We start from the raw sequence: 22025 nt of genomic DNA on the forward strand, positions 1-22025 counted from the left end.
TTTGCTGCTGGCTGCTTGTGCTGCTACTCGAGTCCCGGGATCGACTGAGCGGGAGGCTCAGTGGGTCTCGGGGCGGAGGACCTTGGTCCGGAGGACCGACTCGTTCAGGTTCATCTGGCGGTCGAGCTCCTTGACGACCGCAGGCTCGGCCTGCAGGTCGATGACCGAGTAGATGCCCTCGGGCTTCTTCTTGATCTCGTACGAGAGACGACGACGGCCCCAGGTGTCGACCTTCTCGACCTTTCCGCCACCGTCACGGACGACGGAAAGGAAGTTCTCGATCAGCGGGGAGACAGCACGCTCCTCGAGATCGGGGTCGAGGATGACCATCACCTCGTAGTGACGCATGTGGAACCCACCTCCTTTGGACTCAGCGGCCACGGTCGTTCCGTGGCAGGAGGGTCGTGATGCGTTGCGCAACGATGTCTGTCAGTACAACAGCCGCCACTGACAATCGGGGTCGGTCGGCGGCCTTCCGGGCCGGCCGGGACGGACCGTGGTCCTGTCCCGCCTTCTCGACCGGCGTTGTCCGGACGGACATCGGTGCGGACGGTACAGGGTACCCACACAGCGGCTTCCGGTTGAAATCCGGCCGGGCTGCCCGTCAATCTGTACGCATCGGGTGTGTACGGCGCTACGATGCGCCGCCTTTCGCAGGAGGTGCCCCATGGCACAGGCAATGCGACCCAACACCGCCGGCGGCCTTTTCGCCACGGACGGCAAGTCCCATCCACTCCAGGACGCCCTGCTCGCGGTGACCCTGGTGCTGGGGATCACGTCCTTCATCACGGCGATGTTCCACCATCTGCACCTGCTCAGCTCCTGGACCGGTCTGGTGGGAATCCTCACCGGCGCGTACGGCCAGTGGATCTCGGTGACGACGCGTGAGCGCTTCGGTCTCGTCCTGGGCCTCGGTGCCGCGGCGGTCGGGTTCTTCCTGGGCATGGCGCACGGTGGCCTCTTCGGCGGACTCCTCGACTGACGTCGGACACCCCTTCCGCACACCGTCGAACACCTCGCCCCGGCAACAGGCCGGGGCGAAGGCCCTGTGCGCCCATCCAGGGCGCTCCCCGGGCGCAGTAGGCTTCGCGCGAGAGCCGGAGCCCCTGACCCCATGGGGACACACCAGCCCGAGGAGCGCCCCGAATGAGCCTGACCCTGAGGACCATCAGTCGAGAGCAGCATCTGGCGTACATCCAGAGTCTGCCGTCGGCGAGTCACATGCAGGTCCCGGCCTGGGCGGACGTCAAGGCGGAATGGCGCTCGGAGAACCTCGGCTGGTTCGACGACCGGACCGGTGAGATGGTCGGCGCCGGGCTCGTCCTCTACCGGCAGCTTCCCAAGATCAAGCGCTACCTCGCCTATCTCCCCGAGGGCCCGGTCATCAACTGGTTCGCGCCGAACCTCCAGGAGTGGATCGAGCCGATGCTCGCGCACCTGAAGCAGCAGGGCGCGTTCTCGGTGAAGATGGGTCCGCCGGTGATCATCCGGCGCTGGGAGGCCTCGACCATCAAGAAGGGCATCCAGGACCCGGACGTGAAGCGTCTGCGTGACCTGGAGGCCGACTTCATCGAGCCCCGCGCCTTCGAGGTCTCCGACAAGCTGCGCCGCATGGGCTGGCAGCAGGGTGAGGACGGCGGCGCCGGCTTCGGCGACGTCCAGCCCCGCTACGTCTACCAGGTGCCGCTGGCGAACCGCTCCCTGGAAGAGGTCCACAAGAACTTCAACCAGTTGTGGCGCCGCAACATCAAGAAGGCCGAGAAGGCCGGCGTCGAGGTCGTCCAGGGCGGCTACGAGGACCTGGCCGAGTGGCAGCGGCTGTACGAGATCACCGCCGTGCGCGACCACTTCCGGCCCCGCCCGCTGTCGTACTTCCAGCGCATGTGGACGGCCCTCAACACCGAGGACCCCAACCGCATGCGGCTGTACTTCGCCCGGCACAACGGCGTGAACCTGTCCGCGGCGACGATGCTGATCGTCGGCGGGCACGTCTGGTACTCCTACGGAGCCTCCGACAACATCGGCCGTGAGGTCCGGCCCTCGAACGCGATGCAGTGGCGGATGCTGCGCGACGCCTACGCGCTCGGCGCCACCGTCTACGACCTGCGCGGCATCTCGGACTCCCTGGACGAGACCGACCACCTCTTCGGTCTGATCCAGTTCAAGGTCGGCACGGGCGGCCAGGCCGCCGAATACCTCGGCGAGTGGGACTTCCCGCTGAACAAACTGCTCCACAAGGCGCTCGACATCTACATGTCGCGCCGCTGACCCCTGCTTCGTCGCTCCGACGGCTTCACCAGCTTCCACACCTCTGATACACCGCAGCCACGAGAAAGGTTCCAGGTCCGGCCATGGCGCTCACGCTCTACGTCGACACCGCGCGCTGGCGGGCGCATCACAAGCACGTGCAGGAGCAGTTCCCGGGACTCGTCCCGGTCTGCAAGGGCAACGGCTACGGCTTCGGCCACGAGCGGCTGGCCGAGGAGGCCACACGGCTGGGCTCGGACGTCCTCGCCGTCGGCACGACGTACGAGGCCGCCCGGATCAAGGACTGGTTCAGCGGTGACCTGCTGGTGCTGACGCCGTACCGGCGCGGCGAGGAGCCCGTACCGCTGCCCGACCGGGTCATCCGCTCGGTGTCGTCGGTCGACGGCGTGTACGGACTGGTCGGCGCCCGGGTGGTCATCGAGGTGATGTCCTCGATGAAGCGGCACGGCATCAGCGAGCAGGACCTGCCCCAGTTGCACGCCGCCATAGAGAACGTCCGGCTGGAGGGCTTCGCCATCCACCTCCCGCTGGACCGCACCGACGGCTCGGACGCCGTCGAGGAGGTCATCGGCTGGATGGACCGCCTGCGGGCGGCCCGCCTGCCGCTGCACACGATGTTCGTGAGCCACCTCAAGGCCGACGAACTCGCCCGGCTGCAGCAGCAGTTCCCGCAGACCCGCTTCCGCGCCCGGATCGGCACCCGGCTGTGGCTGGGGGACCACGAGGCCACCGAGTACCGCGGCGCGGTCCTGGACGTCACACGCGTCGCCAAGGGGGATCGGTTCGGCTACCGGCAGCAGAAGGCCGCCTCCGACGGCTTCCTGGTGGTCGTGGCGGGCGGTACGTCGCACGGGGTGGGCCTGGAGGCCCCCAAGGCGCTGCACGGCGTCATGCCGCGCGCCAAGGGCGTCGCCCGCGCCGGACTCGCCACCGTGAACCGGAACCTCTCCCCGTTCGTCTGGGGCGGCAAGCAGCGCTGGTTCGCCGAACCGCCGCACATGCAGGTGTCGATCCTGTTCGTGCCGACGGATGCGCCGGAGCCGAAGGTCGGCGAGGAACTCGTGGCCCATCTCCGGCACACCACCACGCAGTTCGACCGCCTGATCGACCGCTGAGCGCACCGGGGACATCCGGGAACCCGCCCTCACGCGGGCAGTGAGAAGGCCGTACACGGGTGACCCGTGTACGGCCTTCTCACTGCCCTGGTGGTCGCGCGTCCCGGACCGTTCGCTCAGAGCGAACTGCCCGTGGCTCCGGTCGTGCCCCACTTGACCCGTGGCCCCTCGAAGTGGACCGCGTGCCGCGCGGGACGGGCCGCGGGACCGAGCACGAACACGTCCTCGGCTCCGTCGAGCACCCCGCCCGACGGGTCGTCCTCGCCCGACCGCCGTACCGGATCCCGCTCCGGCATCAGGATGTCGCGCACGACCATGACGCACAGGTACAGCGTCCCCAGCAGATGAAGAGCGATGGCCCAGTGATAGCCGTCGGTGGGCAGTCCCTTGTGCGCGTCCCCGCTGGTCGTGTACGCGAGGTACATCCAGATGCCCAGGAAGTACGCCACCTCGCAGGCCTGCCAGACGAGGAAGTCCCGCCACTTCGGCCGGGCGAGGGCCGCCAACGGCACCAGCCACAGGACGTACTGCGGCGAGTAGACCTTGTTGGTGAGGATGAACGCCGCGACGATCAGGAAGGCGAGCTGGGCGAACCGCGGCCGGCGCGGGGCCGTGAGCGCGAGCACCGCGACGCCCGCGCAGCAGAGCAGCATCAGGAGCGTGGCGAACGTGTTGACGGTCTCGGTGCCGAGCGGATCGCTCGAGTTCTGGGCCATGATCAGCCAGAAGGAACCGAAGTCGACACCCCGCTCCTGACTGAACGTGTAGAACTTCGACCAGCCCTCGAAGGCGAAGAGCATGACGGGCACGTTGACGACGGCCCAGGCGACGACCGCGCCCCCCAGGGCCTTTCCGTACTCCCGCCAGCGGCCCGCGCGCCAGCACAGCACCAGCAACGGCCCGAGCAGCAGCACGGGATAGAGCTTGGCGGCCGTGGCGAGCCCGAGGAGGACGCCGAAGGCGAGGGAACGCCCCCGCGACCACATCAGCATCGCCGCGGCCGTCAGGGCGACGGCCAGCAGGTCCCAGTTGATGGTCGCGGTCAGCGCGAAGGCGGGCGCCAGCGCGACCAGCAGAGCGTCCCAGGGCCGCCGGGCGTGCGTACGGGTCACGCAGACGGCGATGACGGCCGCGCACGCCATGAGCATCCCGGCGTTGGCCATCCAGTACCACTGCGCCTGGTCCTGGAGGCTGCCGCTGCCGGGCGTGAGCCAGGCGGCGACCTCCATGAACACGCCGGTCAGCACCGGGTACTCGAGGTACTGCATGTCCCCGGGGAGCTTGTCGAAGTACGGCACCAGTCCGTCGGCGAAACCACGCCCCTGGTAGAGGTGCGGGATGTCTGAGTAGCAAGCATGCGTGTACTGGGAGCCGGCCCCGAAGAACCAGCCTCCGTTGTAGCAGGGCGCTTTCTGCACCAGGCCGAGGGCGAACATGCCGATCGCCACGAGCGCGATGACCCGGACCGGGGACCACCAGGACGCCCCGGTCAGGGCACGCCGCCCGAGCGGACCGCCGATCAGCTCACTGCCGGCGGCGGCGACCCGGTCCTCCTGGGTCGGCCGTACCGGCTCGGGCTCGTGGTCGCTCGCTTGCGTCGATTCTCCACTGGGCATGTCGCACATCCTGCCGTACGCGACCGGGGAGACGCCGAGGGCCGCCGTACCCGAGGGGTACGGCGGCCCGTGTTTCACGTGAAACACCCAAACCGGGCGATAGGCGGGCTAGCTGCCCGGACCTCCGAAGAGACCACCGCCGTTGTTGTTGCCGTTGCCTCTGTTCTCCCCGGGCTCATCCGTGTCCGTGGGCGTCGGCGACCCGGTCACTCCTCCGTCCGTGCCACCGATGTCGGTACCGCCCGTTCCGGTGCCACCCGTGTCGTCGTCGTCCTTGCACCTGAAGTCGAACGGCCTGCACGTGTTGGAGGCCGTGGGGGACGGAGTGGTCTCGGTCTCCGTGGGCGTCGGACTCGTCGACGGAGTCGCCTCCTCGGTTTCGGTGGGCGTGGGGGTGGGAGTCGGCGTCGGATCGTCGTTGATGATCACCCCGATGGGCTCGGGGATCGGGAACTTCTTCGCCGGCTGCCCCTTCAGCGCGTTCCCCATGTAGTCCGCCCAGATTTCGGACGGGAACGAGGAACCGTGGATCTTCTTCTGGCCACCCGTTCCGAACATCTTCAAGAACTGGCGGTTCTTGATGGTCTCGTCGTCGGGGTACCGGAACATGCTGATCGCGGTGGACAACTGCGGGGTGTACCCGACGAACCAGGCGGACTTGTTGCCGTCGGTCGTACCGGTCTTTCCGGCCACCTCGCGGCCGTCGAGCTGGGCGTTGCTACCGGTTCCCTCTTCGACGACGGTCTTCAGGACGTCCGTGATGTTGTCGGCGACCTTCGCGGTGAACGCCTGCTCCGTCACCGTCTTGTGGGTGAAGATCGTGCCGTTCTTGCTCGTCACCCTCTTCACCGAGAACGGCTCGCGCTGCTTGCCGCTCGCCGCGAACGTGGCGTACGCGCCTGCCATGCGGATCGCGCTGGGGTTGGAGGTACCGATGGAGAACGAGGGGTAGTCGGTACCGGCGAGGCTGCTCTCCAGGACACCGGCGTCGACCGCCGCCTCCTTCACCTTGTCCAGACCGACGTCCATGCCGAGCTGCACGAAGGAGGAGTTCACCGAGTAGCGCATCGCCTCACGGAGGTCGATCTTGTAGTCGGGCGGCGTGCCGTACGTCTGGTCTCCGTCATTGACCTGCTCCCACTGCTCGCCCTTCTCGTTCTGCCAGACGTTCCCGTTGTACTCCCGGATCTTGAGCCTGTTCTTGCCGTTGTAGAGGCTCTTCGGGGACACGAGGGTGCGCTCGTCCTGCGCCTGCACCGGGTCCAGGTCCGGGTCCCGGACGCCCCACTTCATGGCCGCCGCCAGCACGAACGGCTTGAACGTCGAACCGACCTGGGCACCGGTCTCGTCGGCGTTGTTGGTGAAGTGCTTGGTCGCGTCCTCACCGCCGTAGATGGCCTTGATCGCGCCGGTCGCGGGGTCCACCGATGCCCCACCGAACTGGACGTGGGTGTCCGTGTCCGGTCGCTCCTCGGGCTTGATGTTCTTTTTGTAGACCTTCTTGATCGATTTCTCGAGTTCCTCGACCTTCTCCTTGTCGAAGGTCGTGTAGATCGAGTAGCCGCCCTTCGCCAGATCGGCCTCGGTGATGCCGGTCTCTTCGCTGTTGTTGATGATGTACGCCTTGGCCAGGTCGACGAGGTAGCCGATCTGACCGCTCAGCGCCGTGTTCGACCGGGGGTTCTGCCACTTGGGCAGCTTGGTGTGCTTGGCCCGCTCCTCGGCGCTCAGGCGGTCGTACTCGACCATCTTGTCCAGCGTGTCCTGCATCTGCCTCAGGGCACGGGCCCGGTTCTTCTCGGGAGTGGCCTCGACCCGGTCGATGGAGCTCGCGCCGGCCGGGTCGTAGTAGGTGGCGCCCTTGAGCACCGCCGCCAGGAGAGCGCACTCGCCCGCGTCCAGGTCCTTGGCGTCCTTGTTGAAGTACGCGCGGGAGGCCGCCTGGATCCCGTAGGCCCCGCGACCGTAGTACGCGGAGTTCAGATAGCCCTCGAGGATCTTGTCCTTGGGCTCGGTGGTGCCCACCTTGATCGAGACGAAGATCTCCTTGAACTTCCGGGAGATCGTCTGCGACTGGTCGTCCAGCATCGCGTTCTTGACGTACTGCTGGGTGATCGTGGAGCCACCCTGCGTGTTGCCGCCGCGGGCCATGTTGAACAAGGCGCGGGCGATGCCCTTCGGATCGATGCCGCTGTCGCTGTAGAACGTCTTGTTCTCCTGGGAGATGACGGCGTTCCGCATGTCCTTGGGGATCTGCTCGAGACCGATGATCTGGCGGTTGCGCTCACCGCCCGTGGCGACCATCGGCGAGTCGTCGGACCAGTAGTAGACGTTGTTCTGCGCCGTGGCCGTCAGGGCGAGGTTGGGCACCTCCACCATGGCGTAGCCGATTCCCGCAACGGCCACCAGACTTCCGAAGAAGCCGATGCAGAGCCCGGAGACGAGTTTCCAGGACGGCATCCAGCGGCGCCAGCCGTCCTTGCCGTAGCGGGGATAGTCGATCATCCGCTTCTTGCCGGGAGGCGCCGCGCGCCCTCTGCCACGTCCGGGCCCGGTGGAACCGGCCCGGCGGCTCCCGCCTCTCCGTGCCGCGCGCCGCGCCTCGGCGCGACTTCCATACGTACGGCCCTCGTCCCCCGGGCCGCGGGCACCCGCCCCATAGGAACCGGACGGAGACCCGGTGGCGCCTCGCGGTGCCGCGCGGCGGCCGGAGGACGAGCCGGACTGGCCGCGTCGGGCCGCGGCACGTCCGCCTCCCTGCGGCTGCGGCGGTTTGCGACGGTGCTCGCTCATCGAACGACTACTCCTCGGGCAGGCGCACCCTTGCGCGCCTGGCAACGGCGGCTGGTTTCCGGTCCCCCCGAAGTACGGATGCGGCGCTTTCCGCATTCACCCGTACTGCACCGGGGACAGGGACGTCCCCGGGCGTCACTCGGTTCCCGGTGGTCTGCATGGCGCACAGACTACGCACCGCCAAAACCCTCCGAGCACAGAAGTTCACCTCAAATCAGGCAACTTGGTCCTTGTGAATCGATGATGTGATCCCGTTCACCCCACCTCCCCTTGTCGCATCCGGGAGGCCGTTCTATCGTCGTGATGTATCGAGTCGATACATCAGCTCGGCATAAGGACGGCGATGGGCCGGACACGGGCCCGTCACGGCAGGGCCGCGGCAGAGGGGAGGCGACGATGAGCCGGCGTTCCGGGATCCTCGAGTTCGCCGTACTCGGTCTGCTCCGCGAATCTCCGATGCACGGCTATGAGCTGCGCAAACGACTCAATACGTCACTGGGTGTGTTCCGTGCGTTCAGCTACGGGACGCTCTATCCCTGCCTCAAGACGCTGGTCGCCAACGGCTGGTTGATCGAGGAACCGGGGAACACCGCCGAGGACGCCCCCGCCGCCCCGCTCACGGGTCGTCGCGCCAAGATCGTCTACCGGTTGACGGCGGAAGGTAAGGAGCACTTCGAGCAGTTGCTCTCCCAGACGGGGCCGGACGCGTACGAGGACGAGACCTTCGCCGCGCGGTTCGCCTTCTTCGGGCAGACCTCCCGTGATGTGCGCATGCGCGTCCTCGAGGGCCGCCGCAGCCGGCTGGAGGAGCGCCTCGAGAAGATGCGTGCTTCCCTGGCCCGCACCAGGGAGCGCCTCGACGACTACACGCTCGAGCTCCAGCGCCACGGGATGGAGTCCGTGGAGCGCGAAGTGCGCTGGCTGAACGAGCTCATCGAGAGCGAGCGGGCAGGGCGGGACCTGAAGGGGTCCGCCACCGGGGGGTCCGCTCAGCAGGACACCACATCTGGAGCGACGGGCGGCCTGCCCCGGCCCGGGGACGACCCCCGGCCGGATACGCCCGACGACACCGCCACGTGAGACCCCACTCAGGGCCTCACTCGTACACACAGGGAGCAACCGGAATGGGTTCGGTTCGCGTAGCCATCGTCGGCGTGGGCAACTGCGCCGCATCGCTGGTGCAGGGAGTCGAGTACTACAAGGACGCCGACCCGGCGTCCAAGGTGCCGGGCCTGATGCACGTCCAGTTCGGCGACTACCACGTCCGCGACGTCGAGTTCGTCGCCGCCTTCGACGTGGACGCCAAGAAGGTCGGTCTCGACCTCGCGGACGCCATCGGCGCCTCCGAGAACAACACCATCAAGATCTGCGACGTCCCCCGCACCGGTGTGACGGTCCAGCGCGGCCACACCCTCGACGGTCTCGGCAAGTACTACCGCGAGACCATCGAGGAGTCCGCCGAGGCGCCGGTCGACGTCGTCCAGGTCCTCAAGGACAAGCAGGTCGACGTCCTGGTCTGCTACCTGCCCGTCGGCTCCGAGGACGCGGCGAAGTTCTACGCCCAGTGCGCCATCGACGCCAAGGTCGCCTTCGTCAACGCCCTCCCGGTCTTCATCGCCGGCACCAAGGAGTGGGCGGACAAGTTCACCGAGGCCGGGGTTCCGATCGTCGGTGACGACATCAAGTCCCAGGTCGGCGCCACCATCACGCACCGCGTCATGGCGAAGCTGTTCGAGGACCGCGGCGTCATCCTGGACCGCACGATGCAGCTGAACGTCGGCGGCAACATGGACTTCAAGAACATGCTCGAGCGCGACCGCCTGGAGTCCAAGAAGATCTCCAAGACGCAGGCCGTCACCTCCCAGATCCCCGACCGGGAGCTCGGCGAGAAGAACGTCCACATCGGCCCGTCCGACTACGTCGCCTGGCTGGACGACCGCAAGTGGGCCTACGTCCGCCTCGAGGGCCGCGCCTTCGGTGACGTCCCGCTGAGCCTGGAGTACAAGCTCGAGGTCTGGGACTCCCCGAACTCCGCCGGTGTCATCATCGACGCCCTGCGCGCCGCGAAGATCGCCAAGGACCGGGGTGTCGGCGGCCCGATCCTGTCGGCGTCCTCGTACTTCATGAAGTCCCCGCCGGTGCAGTACTTCGACGACGAAGCCCGCGCGAACGTCGAGAAGTTCATCCAGGGCGAGGTCGAGCGCTAGGACCCGCTCACCGTGGGCAGAGGAGGGTCTCCGGGGTCGCACGTCCCGGAGACCCTCCCCGTATGTGAGGCTGAGCCCCATGGCCGTCGTCCGTGACCTGCGCATTCTGCTGCGTTTCCAGGGCTTCAGACGCCTGCTCGCCGTCCGGCTGCTCTCCCAGGGCGCCGACGGCGTCTTCCAGGTCGCCCTCGCCGCCTATGTGGTCTTCTCGCCGGAGAAGCAGACGTCGGCCGCGGCGATCGCCTCCGCGATGGCGGTCCTGCTCCTCCCGTACTCGCTGGTCGGCCCCTTCGCCGGAGTGCTGCTGGACCGCTGGCGCCGCCGCCAGGTGTTCCTGTACGGCAACCTGCTGCGCGCCCTGATGGCCGCGGTGACCGCCGTCCTCATCCTCGGCCGGGTCCCCGACTGGCTCCTCCTCCTCTCCGCCCTGTGCGTCACCGCCGTCAACCGCTTCGTCCTCGCCGGACTGTCCGCCGCGCTTCCGCGCGTGGTCGACGCCGAACGGCTGGTCATCGCCAACTCCCTCTCCCCGACCGCCGGAACACTCGCCGCGACGGCGGGCGGCGGCCTCGCCTTCCTCGTCCGTCTGGTCATCGCCGACTCCGACGCGGCCGTGGTGCTCGTGGGCGCGGCCCTGTATCTGTGCGCGGCCGGGGCATCGCTGCGCATCGCGAAGGAACTCCTGGGTCCGGACCGTGCCTTGGCGCACCCACGGCTGACCACGGTGCTCACCGGGACGGCGCGCGACCTGCTGGCAGGCTTGCGCCACCTCGCCGCGCCGCCGCGCAGGGAGGCCGCCTGGGCGCTCACGGCGATGTCACTGATGCGGTTCTGCTACGGCGCCATGCTCGTGATGCTGCTGATGCTGTGCCGGTACGCCCTGACCTCGAGCACGGACGAGGGAATCGCCCTGCTGGGGCTGGCGTTGGGCGTCTCCGGAGCCGGCTTCTTCGTCGCGGCCGTCATGACGCCCTGGGCCGCGGGGTGGCTCGGCCCCGGCCGCTGGATCATGGTGTGTTCCGGATCCGCAGCGGTTCTGGAACCCGCGCTCGGCCTGCCCTTCGCCTCGGGGCCCCTGCTGGCAGGGGCGTTCGTCCTGGGCCTGACCACCCAGGGCGCGAAGATCGCCACGGACACGATCGTCCAGTCCTCCGTCGACGACGGCTTCCGTGGCCGGATCTTCTCCCTCTACGACGTCCTGTTCAACGTGGCTTTCGTCGGAGCCGCCGCCGTGGCCGCCCTGATGCTGCCGCCTGACGGCCGATCGGTCCCGCTGGTGATAACAGTCGCCGTTGTCTACGGGGCAGTAGCTGTGGCTATGGCCCGTTTTGAGCGCCGATAAGTGTCACATCAATGCCACAGAGGTCCCTTGGGCTACAGAGTTGTCAGTGGTGGCCGATAGCTTACGTGCGTCTTATCAACGCACCATTCGCGTCACGCATCCACGTTCCAGGGGGACCCCAGTGACCACTCCGCCGCCCCAGGGCAACCCTTTCGCGCAGAGCCAGCAGCAGCCCCACGACCAGTCCCAAGGCCAGGCTCCGTACCCGCCCCAGGGCGGTTTTCCGCAGCAAGCCGGTCAGCCTGGGTTCCCCCCTCCGGGTGCTCCCGTTCCGCCGGAGCAGCCGCGTCGCAAGCTCAGCTTCAAGACGATCAAGAACATCGTCATCGCCGTAGTGGTCGCCGGTGTGGCCATCGGTGGTTTCATCGCCAGCCGGGACGACGCCAACACCGCCGCGGTCGGCGACTGCATGAGCCGTGGCAGCACGGACGACAACGACCCGGACCTCGAGGTCGTCGACTGCGGCTCCTCGACGGCGCAGTACACGGTGCTCGCCAAGGTGGAGGGCAACTTCTCCGGCATCACGGCGCAGAGCAAGTGCGAGGCGGCATCCAAGGACTTCCAGTACGTGTACACGGAGACCAATGGCAGCAAGAGCTTCCTCCTCTGCCTGAAGGACAAGTAAGACAGACGACGGAGGGCTGTGTTTCACGTGAAACACAGCCCTCCGTCAGGGTGCGGGGCCGTGTTTCACGTGAAACACGGCCCCGTTTCGCAGGTTCAGCCCTGCCGTTCGGCCCACCACTCCTTGAGCGCCTTGACCGCCGCATCGTGCTCCATCGGACCGTTCTCCAAGCGGAGCTCCAGCATGTGCTGGTACGCCTGCCCGACGACCGGCCCCGGCTTGACCTCCAGGATCTCCATGATCTGGTTACCGTCGAGATCCGGGCGGATGGCGTCCAGCTCCTCCTGCTGCTGAAGCTGGGCGATCCGTTCCTCCAAACCGTCGTACGCACGCGACAACGCGGCGGCCTTGCGCCGGTTGCGTGTGGTGCAGTCCGAGCGGGTCAGCTTGTGGAGCCGATCCAGGAGCGGCCCCGCGTCGCGGACGTAGCGGCGGACGGCGGAGTCCGTCCACTCTCCCGTGCCGTAGCCGTGGAACCGCAGATGGAGTTCGACGAGCCGTGAGACGTCCTTCACCAGCTCGTTGGAGTACTTGAGCGCCGTCATGCGCTTCTTGGTCATCTTCGCCCCGACCACCTCGTGGTGGTGGAACGAGACCCGTCCGTCCTTCTCGAAGCGGCGTGTGCGCGGCTTGCCGATGTCGTGCAACAGGGCCGCCAGGCGGAGGGTCAGGTCGGGGCCCTCGTCCTCAAGGGCCATCGCCTGCTCCAGAACGATCAACGTGTGGTCGTAGACGTCCTTGTGCCGGTGGTGCTCGTCACGTTCCAGACGCAGGGCCGGCAGCTCGGGCAGCACATACTCCGCGAGCCCGGTCTCGGTCAGCAGGGTCAGACCCTTGCGCGGGTGAGAGGAGAGGATCAGCTTGTTCAGCTCGTCCCGGACGCGCTCGGCGGAGACGATCTCGAGGCGTCCGGCCATCTCCTTCATCGCCGCCACGACCTCGGGCGCCACCTCGAAGTCGAGCTGGGCGGCGAAGCGCGCGGCCCGCAGCATCCGCAGCGGGTCGTCGGAGAAGGACTCCTCGGGCGTGCCCGGGGTGCGCAGCACACGCGTGGCGAGGTCGTCGAGGCCGCCGTACGGGTCGACGAACCGCTTCTCCGGGAGCGCGACGGCCATCGCGTTCACGGTGAAGTCACGGCGGGCCAGATCCTCCTCGATGGAGTCGCCGTACGACACCTCCGGCTTGCGCGAGGTGCGGTCGTACGCCTCCGACCGGTAGGTGGTCACCTCGATCTGAAAGCTTCGATCAGCGTCTCCGACGCGGGCTTCCTTCTGCGCCCCGACCGTCCCGAAGGCGATCCCGACCTCCCAGACGGCGTCCGCCCAGGGGCGCACGATCTTCAGCACGTCCTGTGGGCGGGCGTCGGTCGTGAAGTCCAGGTCGTTGCCGAGGCGGCCGAGCAGTGCGTCCCGCACCGAACCGCCGACCAGGGCGAGTGAGAACCCGGCCTCCTGGAAACGGCGGGCGAGGTCGTCGGCGACAGGGGCTACCCGCAGCAGTTCACTCACGGCGCGGTCCTGCACCTGGCTCAGGGCACTGGTTTCTTCGTTGGCGTTCGGCACAACAGAAGAGGGTACGTGGCGCGGGCGGCCGGAATCTCCTCCATTCCGCGCCTAAGGCCCCCGTCGATACACACACAAAGCCTGCGCTTGGGACGCGGGGCCCTACTCCTCTTCATACAGTCCCATACAGGGCAGGCCGACTCTGTCCCCGATCTTGCGGAACGGTCCGCGGCACTTCCCCTCAGCGAGCATCGTTACCATGCGTGGACGCACATTCCGACGACCACTGACGACGACGAGGGACGGGCGAGCGCGTGGCCGAGGCGGCAGACTTCCAGGGGACCCGTCCCTCACCTGCCCTCCGTCGGCTGCGGCGCATCGGAGCCCTGCTCACCGGAGGACTCCTGCTGGCGGGGCTCCTCCAGCTACCGGCCGCGGCTCCCGCTGACGCCACCGGGCAGACCACGCCGCAGGCCGCCTCCGGCGTCGGCTCGGTCTCCGTCTCCGTGGACTCGCTCACTCCCAGCGCCCCCACCGAGGGGGACACCGTCACCGTGACGGGCACGGTGACCAACAAAAGCAAACAGACGGTCACCGACGCCCGCGTCGGCCTGCGGGTGGGCCCGCTGCTGAACACCCGCTCGGGGATCGACAGCCTCGCCCGGAACAGCGACGACGTCCAGAGCGTCGTCAGCCCCGAGATCGGCGGCAAGTACGCCGAGGAGTTCCCCAGGCTCACCCCGGGCGTCTCGCGGCCCTTCAGCATCTCCGTCCCGGTCGCCAAGCTGGACCTCGGGGAGGACGGCGTCTACCCGCTGGCCGTGTCGCTCGCCGGGCAGACCCCCGCGCAGCCCTGGGAGCAGGTCCTCGGCGTCCAGCAGACCTTCCTGCCGTGGCAGCCCGGGAAAACCGGCACCCGGACGAAGACGACGTTCCTGTGGCCGTTGATCTCCACCGCCCACATGACGGCGGAGACGGGTTCGAACGAGCAGCAGACGCCGCTCTTCCGCGACGACGACCTCGCCGAGGAGATCTCCCCGGGCGGACGGCTGGACCGCATGGTGGCGCTGGGCCGGGACCTCGACGTCACCTGGGTGATTGACCCGGACCTGCTGGCGTCCGTCGACGCGATGACCGAAAGGTACGAGGTACAGGGCGAGGGTGACACCGACACGGTCGGCAGCCATCAGGCGGTCGCCAAGCGATGGCTCGCCGAGGTGCAGCAGGCGGTGGCGGACCGGGAGGTCGTCGCGCTGCCGTTCGGCGATCCCGACCTGGCCTCCCTCGCCCACACCGGCACCGCCGTCACCGGCTCACTGAGCCACCTCAAGGAAGCCACCGGCGTCGCCTCGGACACGGTGGAGTCGATCCTCCACGTGAAACCCACCACGGAGTTCGCCTGGCCCGTCAACGGCGCGGTCGACCCCTCCATCGTCAAGGTCGCCACGTCCGCCGGCGCCGACAAGGTGATCGCCCGCAGCGACACCTTCGAGGAGAGCGGCGACCTGTCGTACACGCCTTCCGCGCCCCGTCCCATCGGCGGCGGCACCACGGCCGTCGTGGCGGACGCCCGGCTCTCCACGGCCTTCCAGGGCGACATGACCAAGGCCTCCACGTCCACGCAGGCGGTACAGCGGTTCCTGGCCCAGAGCCTGACGCTCGGCCTCCAGACGGGCAAGCAGCGCAGCGTCGTCGTCGCCCCGCAGCGCACCCCGTCCGCGAGCCAGGCCCAGACGATGGCCGAGGCGCTGACCGCCCTCCAGGACAGGGCCTGGTCCGAGTCCCAGGACCTCACGGCGGCCGCGAGGACCAAGCCGGACCCCGCCGCCACCACCAAGGTTCCCTCGGCCTCCGCGTACCCCTCCTCGCTGCGCAGGCACGAGCTGCCGCGGTCGGCGTTCGAGCAGATCGCGAGGACGCAGGACAAGCTCGACAGGTTCAAGGTGATCCTCTCCGACCAGTCCCGGGTGGTGACCCCGTTCGGACGCGCCCTGAACCGGGGGATGTCCGTGTCCTGGCGGGACCGGGGCACCGAGGCGGCGGTCTACCGGAGCGGTGTCGAGGCGTATCTCGACACGCTCATCGACCAGGTGAAGCTCATCGACAAGTCGGAGACGAAGCTCTCCGGCCGCAGCGCCACGATCCCCGTGACGGTCCAGAACAACCTGGTGCAGGGCGTCGAGCACCTGGTGCTGCGACTCTCCTCGACCAACCCGACCCGTCTCGAGATCGGTGGGGACGCCTACGAGGAGCAGCCCATCGCCGTCTCCGGCGGGCACAGCCAGTCGGTGAAGTTCACCACGTCCGCCAACGCCAACGGCCGGGCGACGGTGGTCGCCCAGCTGTACACCCAGGACGGTCAGAAGTACGGCGACCCCGTCACCTTCGACGTGAAGGTCACCGAGATCACCGCCACGGTGATGCTGGTCATCGGCGGCGGCGTGCTGCTGCTCGTCCTCGCCGGCTTCCGTATGTACACGCAGCGCAAGCGTGCCGCGGCCCGCGAGGCCGAGGAACAGCACGACGAGGCGGGCGAGGACGTCGACGGACCACCGGACCCGGGAGCCTCCGCTGCGCGTCCCGAGGAGCCCGGTGCCGGCGCACGGGCAGACACGCCGGAGCAGCCGAGTGACCCGGCACCGGACACCGCACCGGAAAGCGCAGACCCGTCCGGCGCGGGTGAGAGAGTGGACCGTTGAGGATGTCGTGGCCGGTGGGCCGGGGACGATGAGGTGGGGTAAACCATGAACGCGCCGTACGACGGTGACCGCGGCCATGCCGCGGGCAACTCGGGCCACCCCGAGTCGGATCCCCCCGAGGGTCCGCCGCCCGGGCACGACCAGGCGCCGCAGCCGTCCGCCGACCCGTACCTCCAGGACGCCTACGGCCAGGATCCCTACCGGGCGCAGGACGTCGCCGCCCAGGATCCCGTCGCGGAGGCGCTCTACGACCGTGCCGCGCACCCTCCGCCTCCTCCGGGTGCGTACCCCCCTCAGCAGCCGCTCTACGGGCAGCCGCCCCAGTCGCCGTACGCCCCCGATCCGCGGGTGTGGGCCCAGACCCCCGCACCGGAGCCGGACGGGCCGACGCAGTACCTGCCGTACGGCGACGATCCGCGCACGACGCAGTACGTGGGCGTGGACGACCTGGTCGGTCAGGCCGGGGACCAGCGCCGTGAGTCGGACGCCTTCGCCCACCTCTTCCACGACCAGCAGCAGAGCGGTGCCTTCCCCGACCAGCAGCAGGGCGGTGGACACCCCGGTCGGCCGCCGGCGGCGGGTGTCCGGCAGCCCTACGCGTCCGCCGCATCGGTGACCGGCCCGTCCGCGGCCCCCGGCCACTATGCGGGGGCTACGCCCCCTCCCGCCGCCGAGGCTCCGGCCCCGGAACCGGCTCCCGCGCCCGCTCCGAAGAAGGGCGGACGGGCCGGAGGCCTGCTGAAGTCCAGTGCCGTGATGGCGGCGGGCACGATGGTGTCCCGCCTCACGGGGTTCATCCGGTCCGCGATGATCGTCTCGGCGCTCGGCCTCGCTCTGCTGGGTGAGTCGTTCCAGATCGCGTACCAGCTGCCGACGATGATCTACATCCTGACCGTCGGCGGTGGCCTCAACTCCGTCTTCGTGCCGCAGCTCGTGCGGGCGATGAAGGACGACGAGGACGGAGGCGAGGCGTACGCGAACCGCCTGCTGACGCTCGTCATGGTGGCCCTGGCCGCGCTCACCGCCCTCGCGTGGCTGGCCGCCCCGCTCCTCGTGCGCGCGTTGTCGAACCCGGTCGCCAACGACCCCGCGGCCAACGACGTCGCCGTCACCTTCACCCGCTACTTCCTGCCCTCGATTTTCTTCATGGGCGTGCACGTGGTGATGGGTCAGATCCTCAACGCCCGCGACCGGTTCGGCGCGATGATGTGGACCCCGGTCCTGAACAACATCGTCATCATCGTCACGCTCGGCGTGTTCATCTGGGTCTACGGCACCGCCGCCGACTCCGGCATGACCGTCGAGAACATCCCGCCGGAGGGCGAGCGGCTGCTCGGCGTGGGCGTCCTCCTCGGCCTGGTGGTCCAGGCCCTGGCGATGATCCCCTACCTCCGCGAGACCGGGTTCCGGATCCGTCTGCGCTTCGACTGGAAGGGCCACGGTCTCGGCAAGGCCGCCATGCTCGCCAAGTGGACGATCCTGTTCGTCCTCGCCAACCAGGCGGGCGCACTGGTCGTCAGCCAGTTGGCCACCGCGTCGGTCGTCGACACGAAGATCGCCGGTACGGGCTTCAGCGCCTACGCCAACGCCCAGCTGATCTGGGGCCTGCCCCAGGCCATCATCACCGTCTCCCTGATGGCCGCCCTGCTGCCCCGCATCTCGCGCTCCGCGGCCGAGGAGGACGGTGGCGCCGTCCGGGACGACATCTCCCAGGGCCTGCGCACCACGGCCGTCGCGATCGTGCCGATCGCCTTCGGCTTCCTCGCGCTCGGCATCCCGATGTGCACGCTGATCTTCGGTTCCTCGGGCACCGGCGCGGCCACCAACATGGGCTACATGCTGATGGCCTTCGGTCTCGGTCTGATCCCGTACTCCGTGCAGTACGTCGTCCTGCGCGCCTTCTACGCCTACGAGGACACCCGGACCCCCTTCTACAACACGGTCATCGTGGCCGCGGGCAACGCGGTCGCCTCGCTCATCTGCTTCTTCGTGCTCCCGGCCCGCTGGGCCGTGGTCGGCATGGCCGCCTCGTACGGTGTCGCCTACGCACTCGGCGTCGGCATCGCCTGGCGCCGGCTGCGCCAGCGGCTGGGCGGAGACCTGGACGGCGCCCGGGTGCTGCGCACGTACGCCCGGCTGTGCATCGCGTCGGTGCCGGCCGCGTTGCTCAGTGGCGCGACCTGCTACGGCATCAGCCAGACGCTCGGCCAGGGGGTCGTGGGCTCGTTCGCCGCGATCCTGGCCGGCGGAGCCGTCCTGCTCGGCGTCTTCTTCGTCGCCGCTCGCCGGATGCGCATCGAGGAGCTCAACTCTCTGGTCGGCATGGTCCGCGGACGCCTGGGACGCTGAGGCAGGGGGTAGGCGCACAACCATCGTCAGCCACCGCGTGTCGTGCATAGCGGCGGACTGTGGGCACAATTGGTTTCGGCGTGGGACGGCGCGCAACGGACGCCGGTCCGCGCGCAATGGATGGGGAGGCAGGGAACGACGGTGGCGGAACGGAGCACAGCTGCCGTCGACGTGGCAGACAACAGCGGCGACCAGTCGCTGACCGCACAGGCGGACCAGTCCACGGCCGACGGGGTGGCCAAGAACCGGGAGCGGGACACGGACAGCGACGAGGCACAGGAGAACACCGGGGCCGACGGTCCCGGAAAGACCTCGCCGCCCGAGCTGCACAGTGGTCACAAGCTGGCCAGACGCTACCGACTCGAGGAGTGCGTCACCCGTCTGGACGGGTTCAGCAGTTGGCGTGCCGTGGACGAGAAGCTCCGTCGTGCCGTCGGCGTGCACACCCTGCCCGCGGACCACTCGCGTGCCCGGTCCGTCCTGGCCGCGGCCCGCTCCTCCGCCCTGCTGGGCGATCCCCGCTTCGTCCAGGTCCTGGACGCCGTCGAGGAGAACGACCTCGTCTACGTCGTACACGAATGGCTCCCCGATGCCACCGAGCTGACCACGCTCCTGGCCGCCGGCCCGCTGGAGGTGTACGACGCCTACCAGATGGTCAGTCAGGTCTCCTCCGCCATGGCCGCGGCCCACCGCGAGGGTCTCGCCCATCTGCGCCTGAACCCCAACGCCGTGCTGCGCACTTCGACCGGCCAGTGGCGCATCCGCGGCCTCGCCGTGAACGCGGCGCTGCGCGGCGTCGGCTCCGACACCCCGCAGCGCACCGACACCGAGTCCATCGGTGCCCTCCTCTACGCCGCTCTCACCCAACGCTGGCCGTACGAGAACGACGCCTACGGCATGTCCGGTCTGCCGAAGGACATCGGGCTGATCCCGCCGGACCAGGTGCGGGCCGGTGTCCACCGCGGCCTGTCCGAGCTCGCGATGCGGGCGCTCGTCAACGAGGGGGCCACCGCCTCACGTCATGAGTCGCCGTGCACCACGCCGGAGGAGCTGGTGAAGGCGATCGGTGAGATGCCCCGCATCCGCCCGCCGGAGCCCGCGTTCACCACCCCGCCCGAGTACCAGCGCACGACCTACCAGCAGGGCACGTACGGCCGTCCGGCCCCGCATCCCGGCGCCACCCAGCCGGCCCCGGTTCCGCCTCCCCCGCTGCAGAGCCGCACGGGCAAGGCGCTGAAGTGGGCCGTCTCGGCCCTGCTGATCGCCGCGCTCGGCCTGGGCAGCTGGCAGCTGGCGGACGCCCTCATGGACCAGGGCGGCAAGGCGGACGAAACGAACGAGACCCAGACGACGGACGGGGACGACAGGAGCCCGAAGAAGCCGGTGAGCGGCAAGCCCATCGCCATCGAGAGCGCCCGTGACTTCGACCCGTTCGGCTCCGACGGATCCGAGAACCCGAGGGACATAGACAAGGTCTACGACAGCGTTCCGGGCACGTACTGGCAGACGAGCTACTACGAGAGCGCTGACCTGGGCCGGCTGAAGCCGGGCGTGGGTGTCATCCTCGACCTCGGCAAGACCCAGCAGATCGGGAAGGTCACCGTTTCCTTCATGGGGAACACATCGGTCGAGCTCCGCGCCGCCTCCAGCGACGCCGGGGGGCAACCGACGTCCTTCGACGCCTACACCAAGGTCGCCGAAGGGACGGGCGACAGCGTCACCCTCAAGCCCGAGAAGGCGCTCGAGTCCCGGTACTTGCTGGTCTGGTTGACCGAGCTGCCGGTACAGGCGGACGACGGCAAATGGCGCGGCAGGGTCGTGGACGTCAAGGTGAGCAGCTGAGGTCTTCTGCACCCAGGGGAAGGGGGACCCGTGGCGGACGCCGACGGATACGACACGGCGAGCGATCAGGACCTGCTCGCCCGCCACGTGGAGGGCGACCCCGACGCCTTCGGTGAGCTCGTGCGCCGTCACCGCGACCGGCTCTGGGCCGTAGCCCTGCGGACGCTGGGAGACCGGGAGGAAGCCGCAGACGCGGTTCAGGACGCTCTTGTATCCGCTTACCGGGCCGCCCACACCTTCCGCGGCCAGTCGGCCGTCACCACATGGCTGCACCGGATCACGGTGAACGCCTGTCTGGACCGTGCCCGCAAGGCGGCTTCCCGGAAAACCGCCCCGGTCGACGACACCGAGCGCCTGGAGCAGCTGCTGGAGCCCCACGAGTCCGCCTCGGCACCTGCGGAGCGCAATGATCTGCACCGCCAGCTGATCGAGGCGATGGGCACGCTCCCGCCCGATCAGCGAGCGGCCCTCGTCCTCGTGGACATGCAGGGCTATCCGGTCGCCGAAGCCGCCCGCATCCTCGACGTGCCCACCGGCACGGTGAAGAGTCGCTGTGCCCGGGGCAGAGCCAGACTCCTGCCCTTGCTCGCCCACCTGAGGTGGGAGGGCGCCGGCGAAGGAAAGAAACAGAAGGGGGAACGGAACCGGATGCAGGGAGCATCCGTCCCACCCGCAGCAGGGCCGCGTCGAGCGGACCCCCCAGACACAGGACCGAGTGATCCGGCGGCATTGAAGGGCGGAGGTGGGCGAGCGTGACGTCGACGACAGGCAAGGCGGAGCACCCGGACGTCGCGGAGATCTCCAACCTCACCGAGGGACTTCTTCCACCGGCCCGGACCGCCGATGTGCGCCGGCATCTGGACGAGTGCGAGCTCTGCGCGGACGTCCATGCTTCGCTCGAGGAGATCCGGGGCCTGCTCGGTACCCTGCCGGGCCCGCCCCGCATGCCCGCCGAGGTCGCAGGACGCATCGATGCCGCACTCGCGGCAGAGGCCCTGCTCCATGCCACCGCACCGGACACCGAGGAAGCCCTCGACACGTCTCCCGGAGCGCTCAGTGACGAGCCGACGCATGTTTCACGTGAAACGTCGACGCCTCCGGACCGACCGACCGGGCGCCCTCGCTCCTCCACCACCGGTCCGGGCCGCAAGACCCGCCTGCGGGGAGGCCGCCGACGGGTCGCCGTCCTGGGAACCGTGTTCACCGTCGCCGCGCTCGGGCTGGGGTCAGTGTTGCTGTCGTCCTGGAACGACGGCACGGGGCCGGGTGAAGAACCGCGTACCACCGCCGCGGACACCTTCTCCGAGGGAAAGCTGGAGAAGCAGGTCACCGACCTCCTCGCGCAAAGTCAGCAGGAAGGTGGCGGCTCCCGGCCTCCGGACACCTTCGGAACACAGTCGGAGTCCGGCGCCGCCCGCCCCAAGGTCCTCAAACAGCCCGCGGTCCCGGGATGTGTCCGTGAAGGCATCGGCCGCAATGACGCCGCGCTCGCCACCGAGCAGGGCAGGTACAAGGGGAAGGAAGCGCTGCTCGTCGTGCTCCCCGACGCCTCCGACGACACTCGTGTGACCGCGTACATCGTCGAGGCGACCTGTGTGGACAACCCCTCCTCGGGCACTGCGGCGAAGGTTCTGCTGAAGCATTCCTACCTGCGCTCCTGACGAGCG

At 68.8% G+C, this 22025-nt stretch carries 16 protein-coding genes; 12 read left to right on the forward strand and 4 right to left on the reverse strand.

All coding sequences use genetic code 11. The features are described from left to right. Nucleotides 1-57 precede the first annotated feature (57 nt). Nucleotides 58-348, reverse strand: coding sequence for a 30S ribosomal protein S6 (gene rpsF, locus CP969_RS19750; RefSeq protein ID WP_004985983.1), 291 nt, complete (start codon nt 346-348; stop codon nt 58-60). A 319-nt stretch (nt 349-667) separates the two neighbouring features. Between rpsF and CP969_RS19755 the strand changes: the two genes are divergently transcribed. The 3 genes from CP969_RS19755 (at nt 668) to CP969_RS19765 (ending at nt 3383) form a co-directional block, all read left to right on the forward strand. Continuing rightward, nucleotides 668-982, forward strand: coding sequence for a hypothetical protein (locus tag CP969_RS19755; protein WP_004985979.1), 315 nt, complete (start codon nt 668-670; stop codon nt 980-982). A 164-nt stretch (nt 983-1146) separates the two neighbouring features. Continuing rightward, a complete protein-coding gene (gene femX / locus CP969_RS19760; RefSeq protein ID WP_004985976.1) occupies nt 1147-2268 on the forward strand; it encodes a peptidoglycan bridge formation glycyltransferase FemX in 1122 nt (373 codons plus the stop codon). Between the two features lie 83 nt (nt 2269-2351). After that, nucleotides 2352-3383: an alanine racemase gene (locus CP969_RS19765; protein ID WP_004985973.1), complete on the forward strand. Its 1032-nt coding sequence runs from the start codon at nt 2352-2354 to the stop codon at nt 3381-3383. A gap of 116 nt (nt 3384-3499) precedes the next feature. Here the strand turns inward: CP969_RS19765 and CP969_RS19770 are convergent, their stop codons facing one another. Next, complete coding sequence (locus CP969_RS19770) at nt 3500-5008, reverse strand: glycosyltransferase family 87 protein (protein ID WP_026085044.1); 1509 nt, start codon at nt 5006-5008, stop codon at nt 3500-3502. A 99-nt stretch (nt 5009-5107) separates the two neighbouring features. After that, nucleotides 5108-7504: a transglycosylase domain-containing protein gene (locus tag CP969_RS19775; RefSeq protein WP_016825492.1), complete on the reverse strand. Its 2397-nt coding sequence runs from the start codon at nt 7502-7504 to the stop codon at nt 5108-5110. A 684-nt stretch (nt 7505-8188) separates the two neighbouring features. Here CP969_RS19775 and CP969_RS19780 point away from each other — a divergent pair. The 4 genes from CP969_RS19780 to CP969_RS19795 all read left to right on the forward strand — a co-directional run bounded on the left by CP969_RS19780 (nt 8189) and on the right by CP969_RS19795 (nt 11966). After that, nucleotides 8189-8872, forward strand: a complete 684-nt coding sequence (locus CP969_RS19780; RefSeq protein ID WP_004985967.1) for a PadR family transcriptional regulator — start codon at nt 8189-8191, stop codon at nt 8870-8872. 44 nt (nt 8873-8916) lie between these two features. Continuing rightward, nucleotides 8917-9999: an inositol-3-phosphate synthase gene (locus CP969_RS19785; RefSeq protein WP_004985963.1), complete on the forward strand. Its 1083-nt coding sequence runs from the start codon at nt 8917-8919 to the stop codon at nt 9997-9999. Between the two features lie 79 nt (nt 10000-10078). After that, nucleotides 10079-11341, forward strand: coding sequence for an MFS transporter (locus CP969_RS19790; protein WP_016825491.1), 1263 nt, complete (start codon nt 10079-10081; stop codon nt 11339-11341). A 121-nt stretch (nt 11342-11462) separates the two neighbouring features. Further along, nucleotides 11463-11966: an LppU/SCO3897 family protein gene (locus CP969_RS19795; RefSeq protein WP_026085043.1), complete on the forward strand. Its 504-nt coding sequence runs from the start codon at nt 11463-11465 to the stop codon at nt 11964-11966. A 95-nt stretch (nt 11967-12061) separates the two neighbouring features. Here the strand turns inward: CP969_RS19795 and CP969_RS19800 are convergent, their stop codons facing one another. Next, entirely contained in the window at nt 12062-13528 is a 1467-nt protein-coding gene (locus tag CP969_RS19800) for a CCA tRNA nucleotidyltransferase (protein ID WP_399474520.1), read from the reverse strand. A gap of 254 nt (nt 13529-13782) precedes the next feature. On the opposite strand from CP969_RS19800, the gene CP969_RS19805 reads away from it, so the two are divergent. The 5 genes from CP969_RS19805 (at nt 13783) to CP969_RS19825 (ending at nt 22019) form a co-directional block, all read left to right on the forward strand. Further along, nucleotides 13783-16167: a DUF6049 family protein gene (locus CP969_RS19805; protein WP_004985953.1), complete on the forward strand. Its 2385-nt coding sequence runs from the start codon at nt 13783-13785 to the stop codon at nt 16165-16167. 45 nt (nt 16168-16212) lie between these two features. Next, nucleotides 16213-18516: a murein biosynthesis integral membrane protein MurJ gene (murJ, locus tag CP969_RS19810; protein WP_016825488.1), complete on the forward strand. Its 2304-nt coding sequence runs from the start codon at nt 16213-16215 to the stop codon at nt 18514-18516. A 141-nt stretch (nt 18517-18657) separates the two neighbouring features. Then, entirely contained in the window at nt 18658-20358 is a 1701-nt protein-coding gene (locus CP969_RS19815) for a protein kinase family protein (RefSeq protein ID WP_016825487.1), read from the forward strand. Between the two features lie 30 nt (nt 20359-20388). After that, nucleotides 20389-21114 carry an RNA polymerase sigma factor SigM gene (gene sigM / locus CP969_RS19820; protein ID WP_016825486.1) on the forward strand — a complete coding sequence of 242 codons (726 nt, stop codon included), beginning with the start codon at nt 20389-20391 and terminating at the stop codon, nt 21112-21114. Continuing rightward, nucleotides 21111-22019: an anti-sigma factor family protein gene (locus CP969_RS19825; protein ID WP_016825485.1), complete on the forward strand. Its 909-nt coding sequence runs from the start codon at nt 21111-21113 to the stop codon at nt 22017-22019. Before sigM ends, CP969_RS19825 begins: the two co-directional genes overlap by 4 nt. Nucleotides 22020-22025 lie beyond the last annotated feature (6 nt).

The sequence above is a fragment of the Streptomyces viridosporus T7A genome (assembly GCF_008704515.1).
In the GTDB taxonomy this organism is placed as follows: domain Bacteria; phylum Actinomycetota; class Actinomycetes; order Streptomycetales; family Streptomycetaceae; genus Streptomyces; species Streptomyces viridosporus.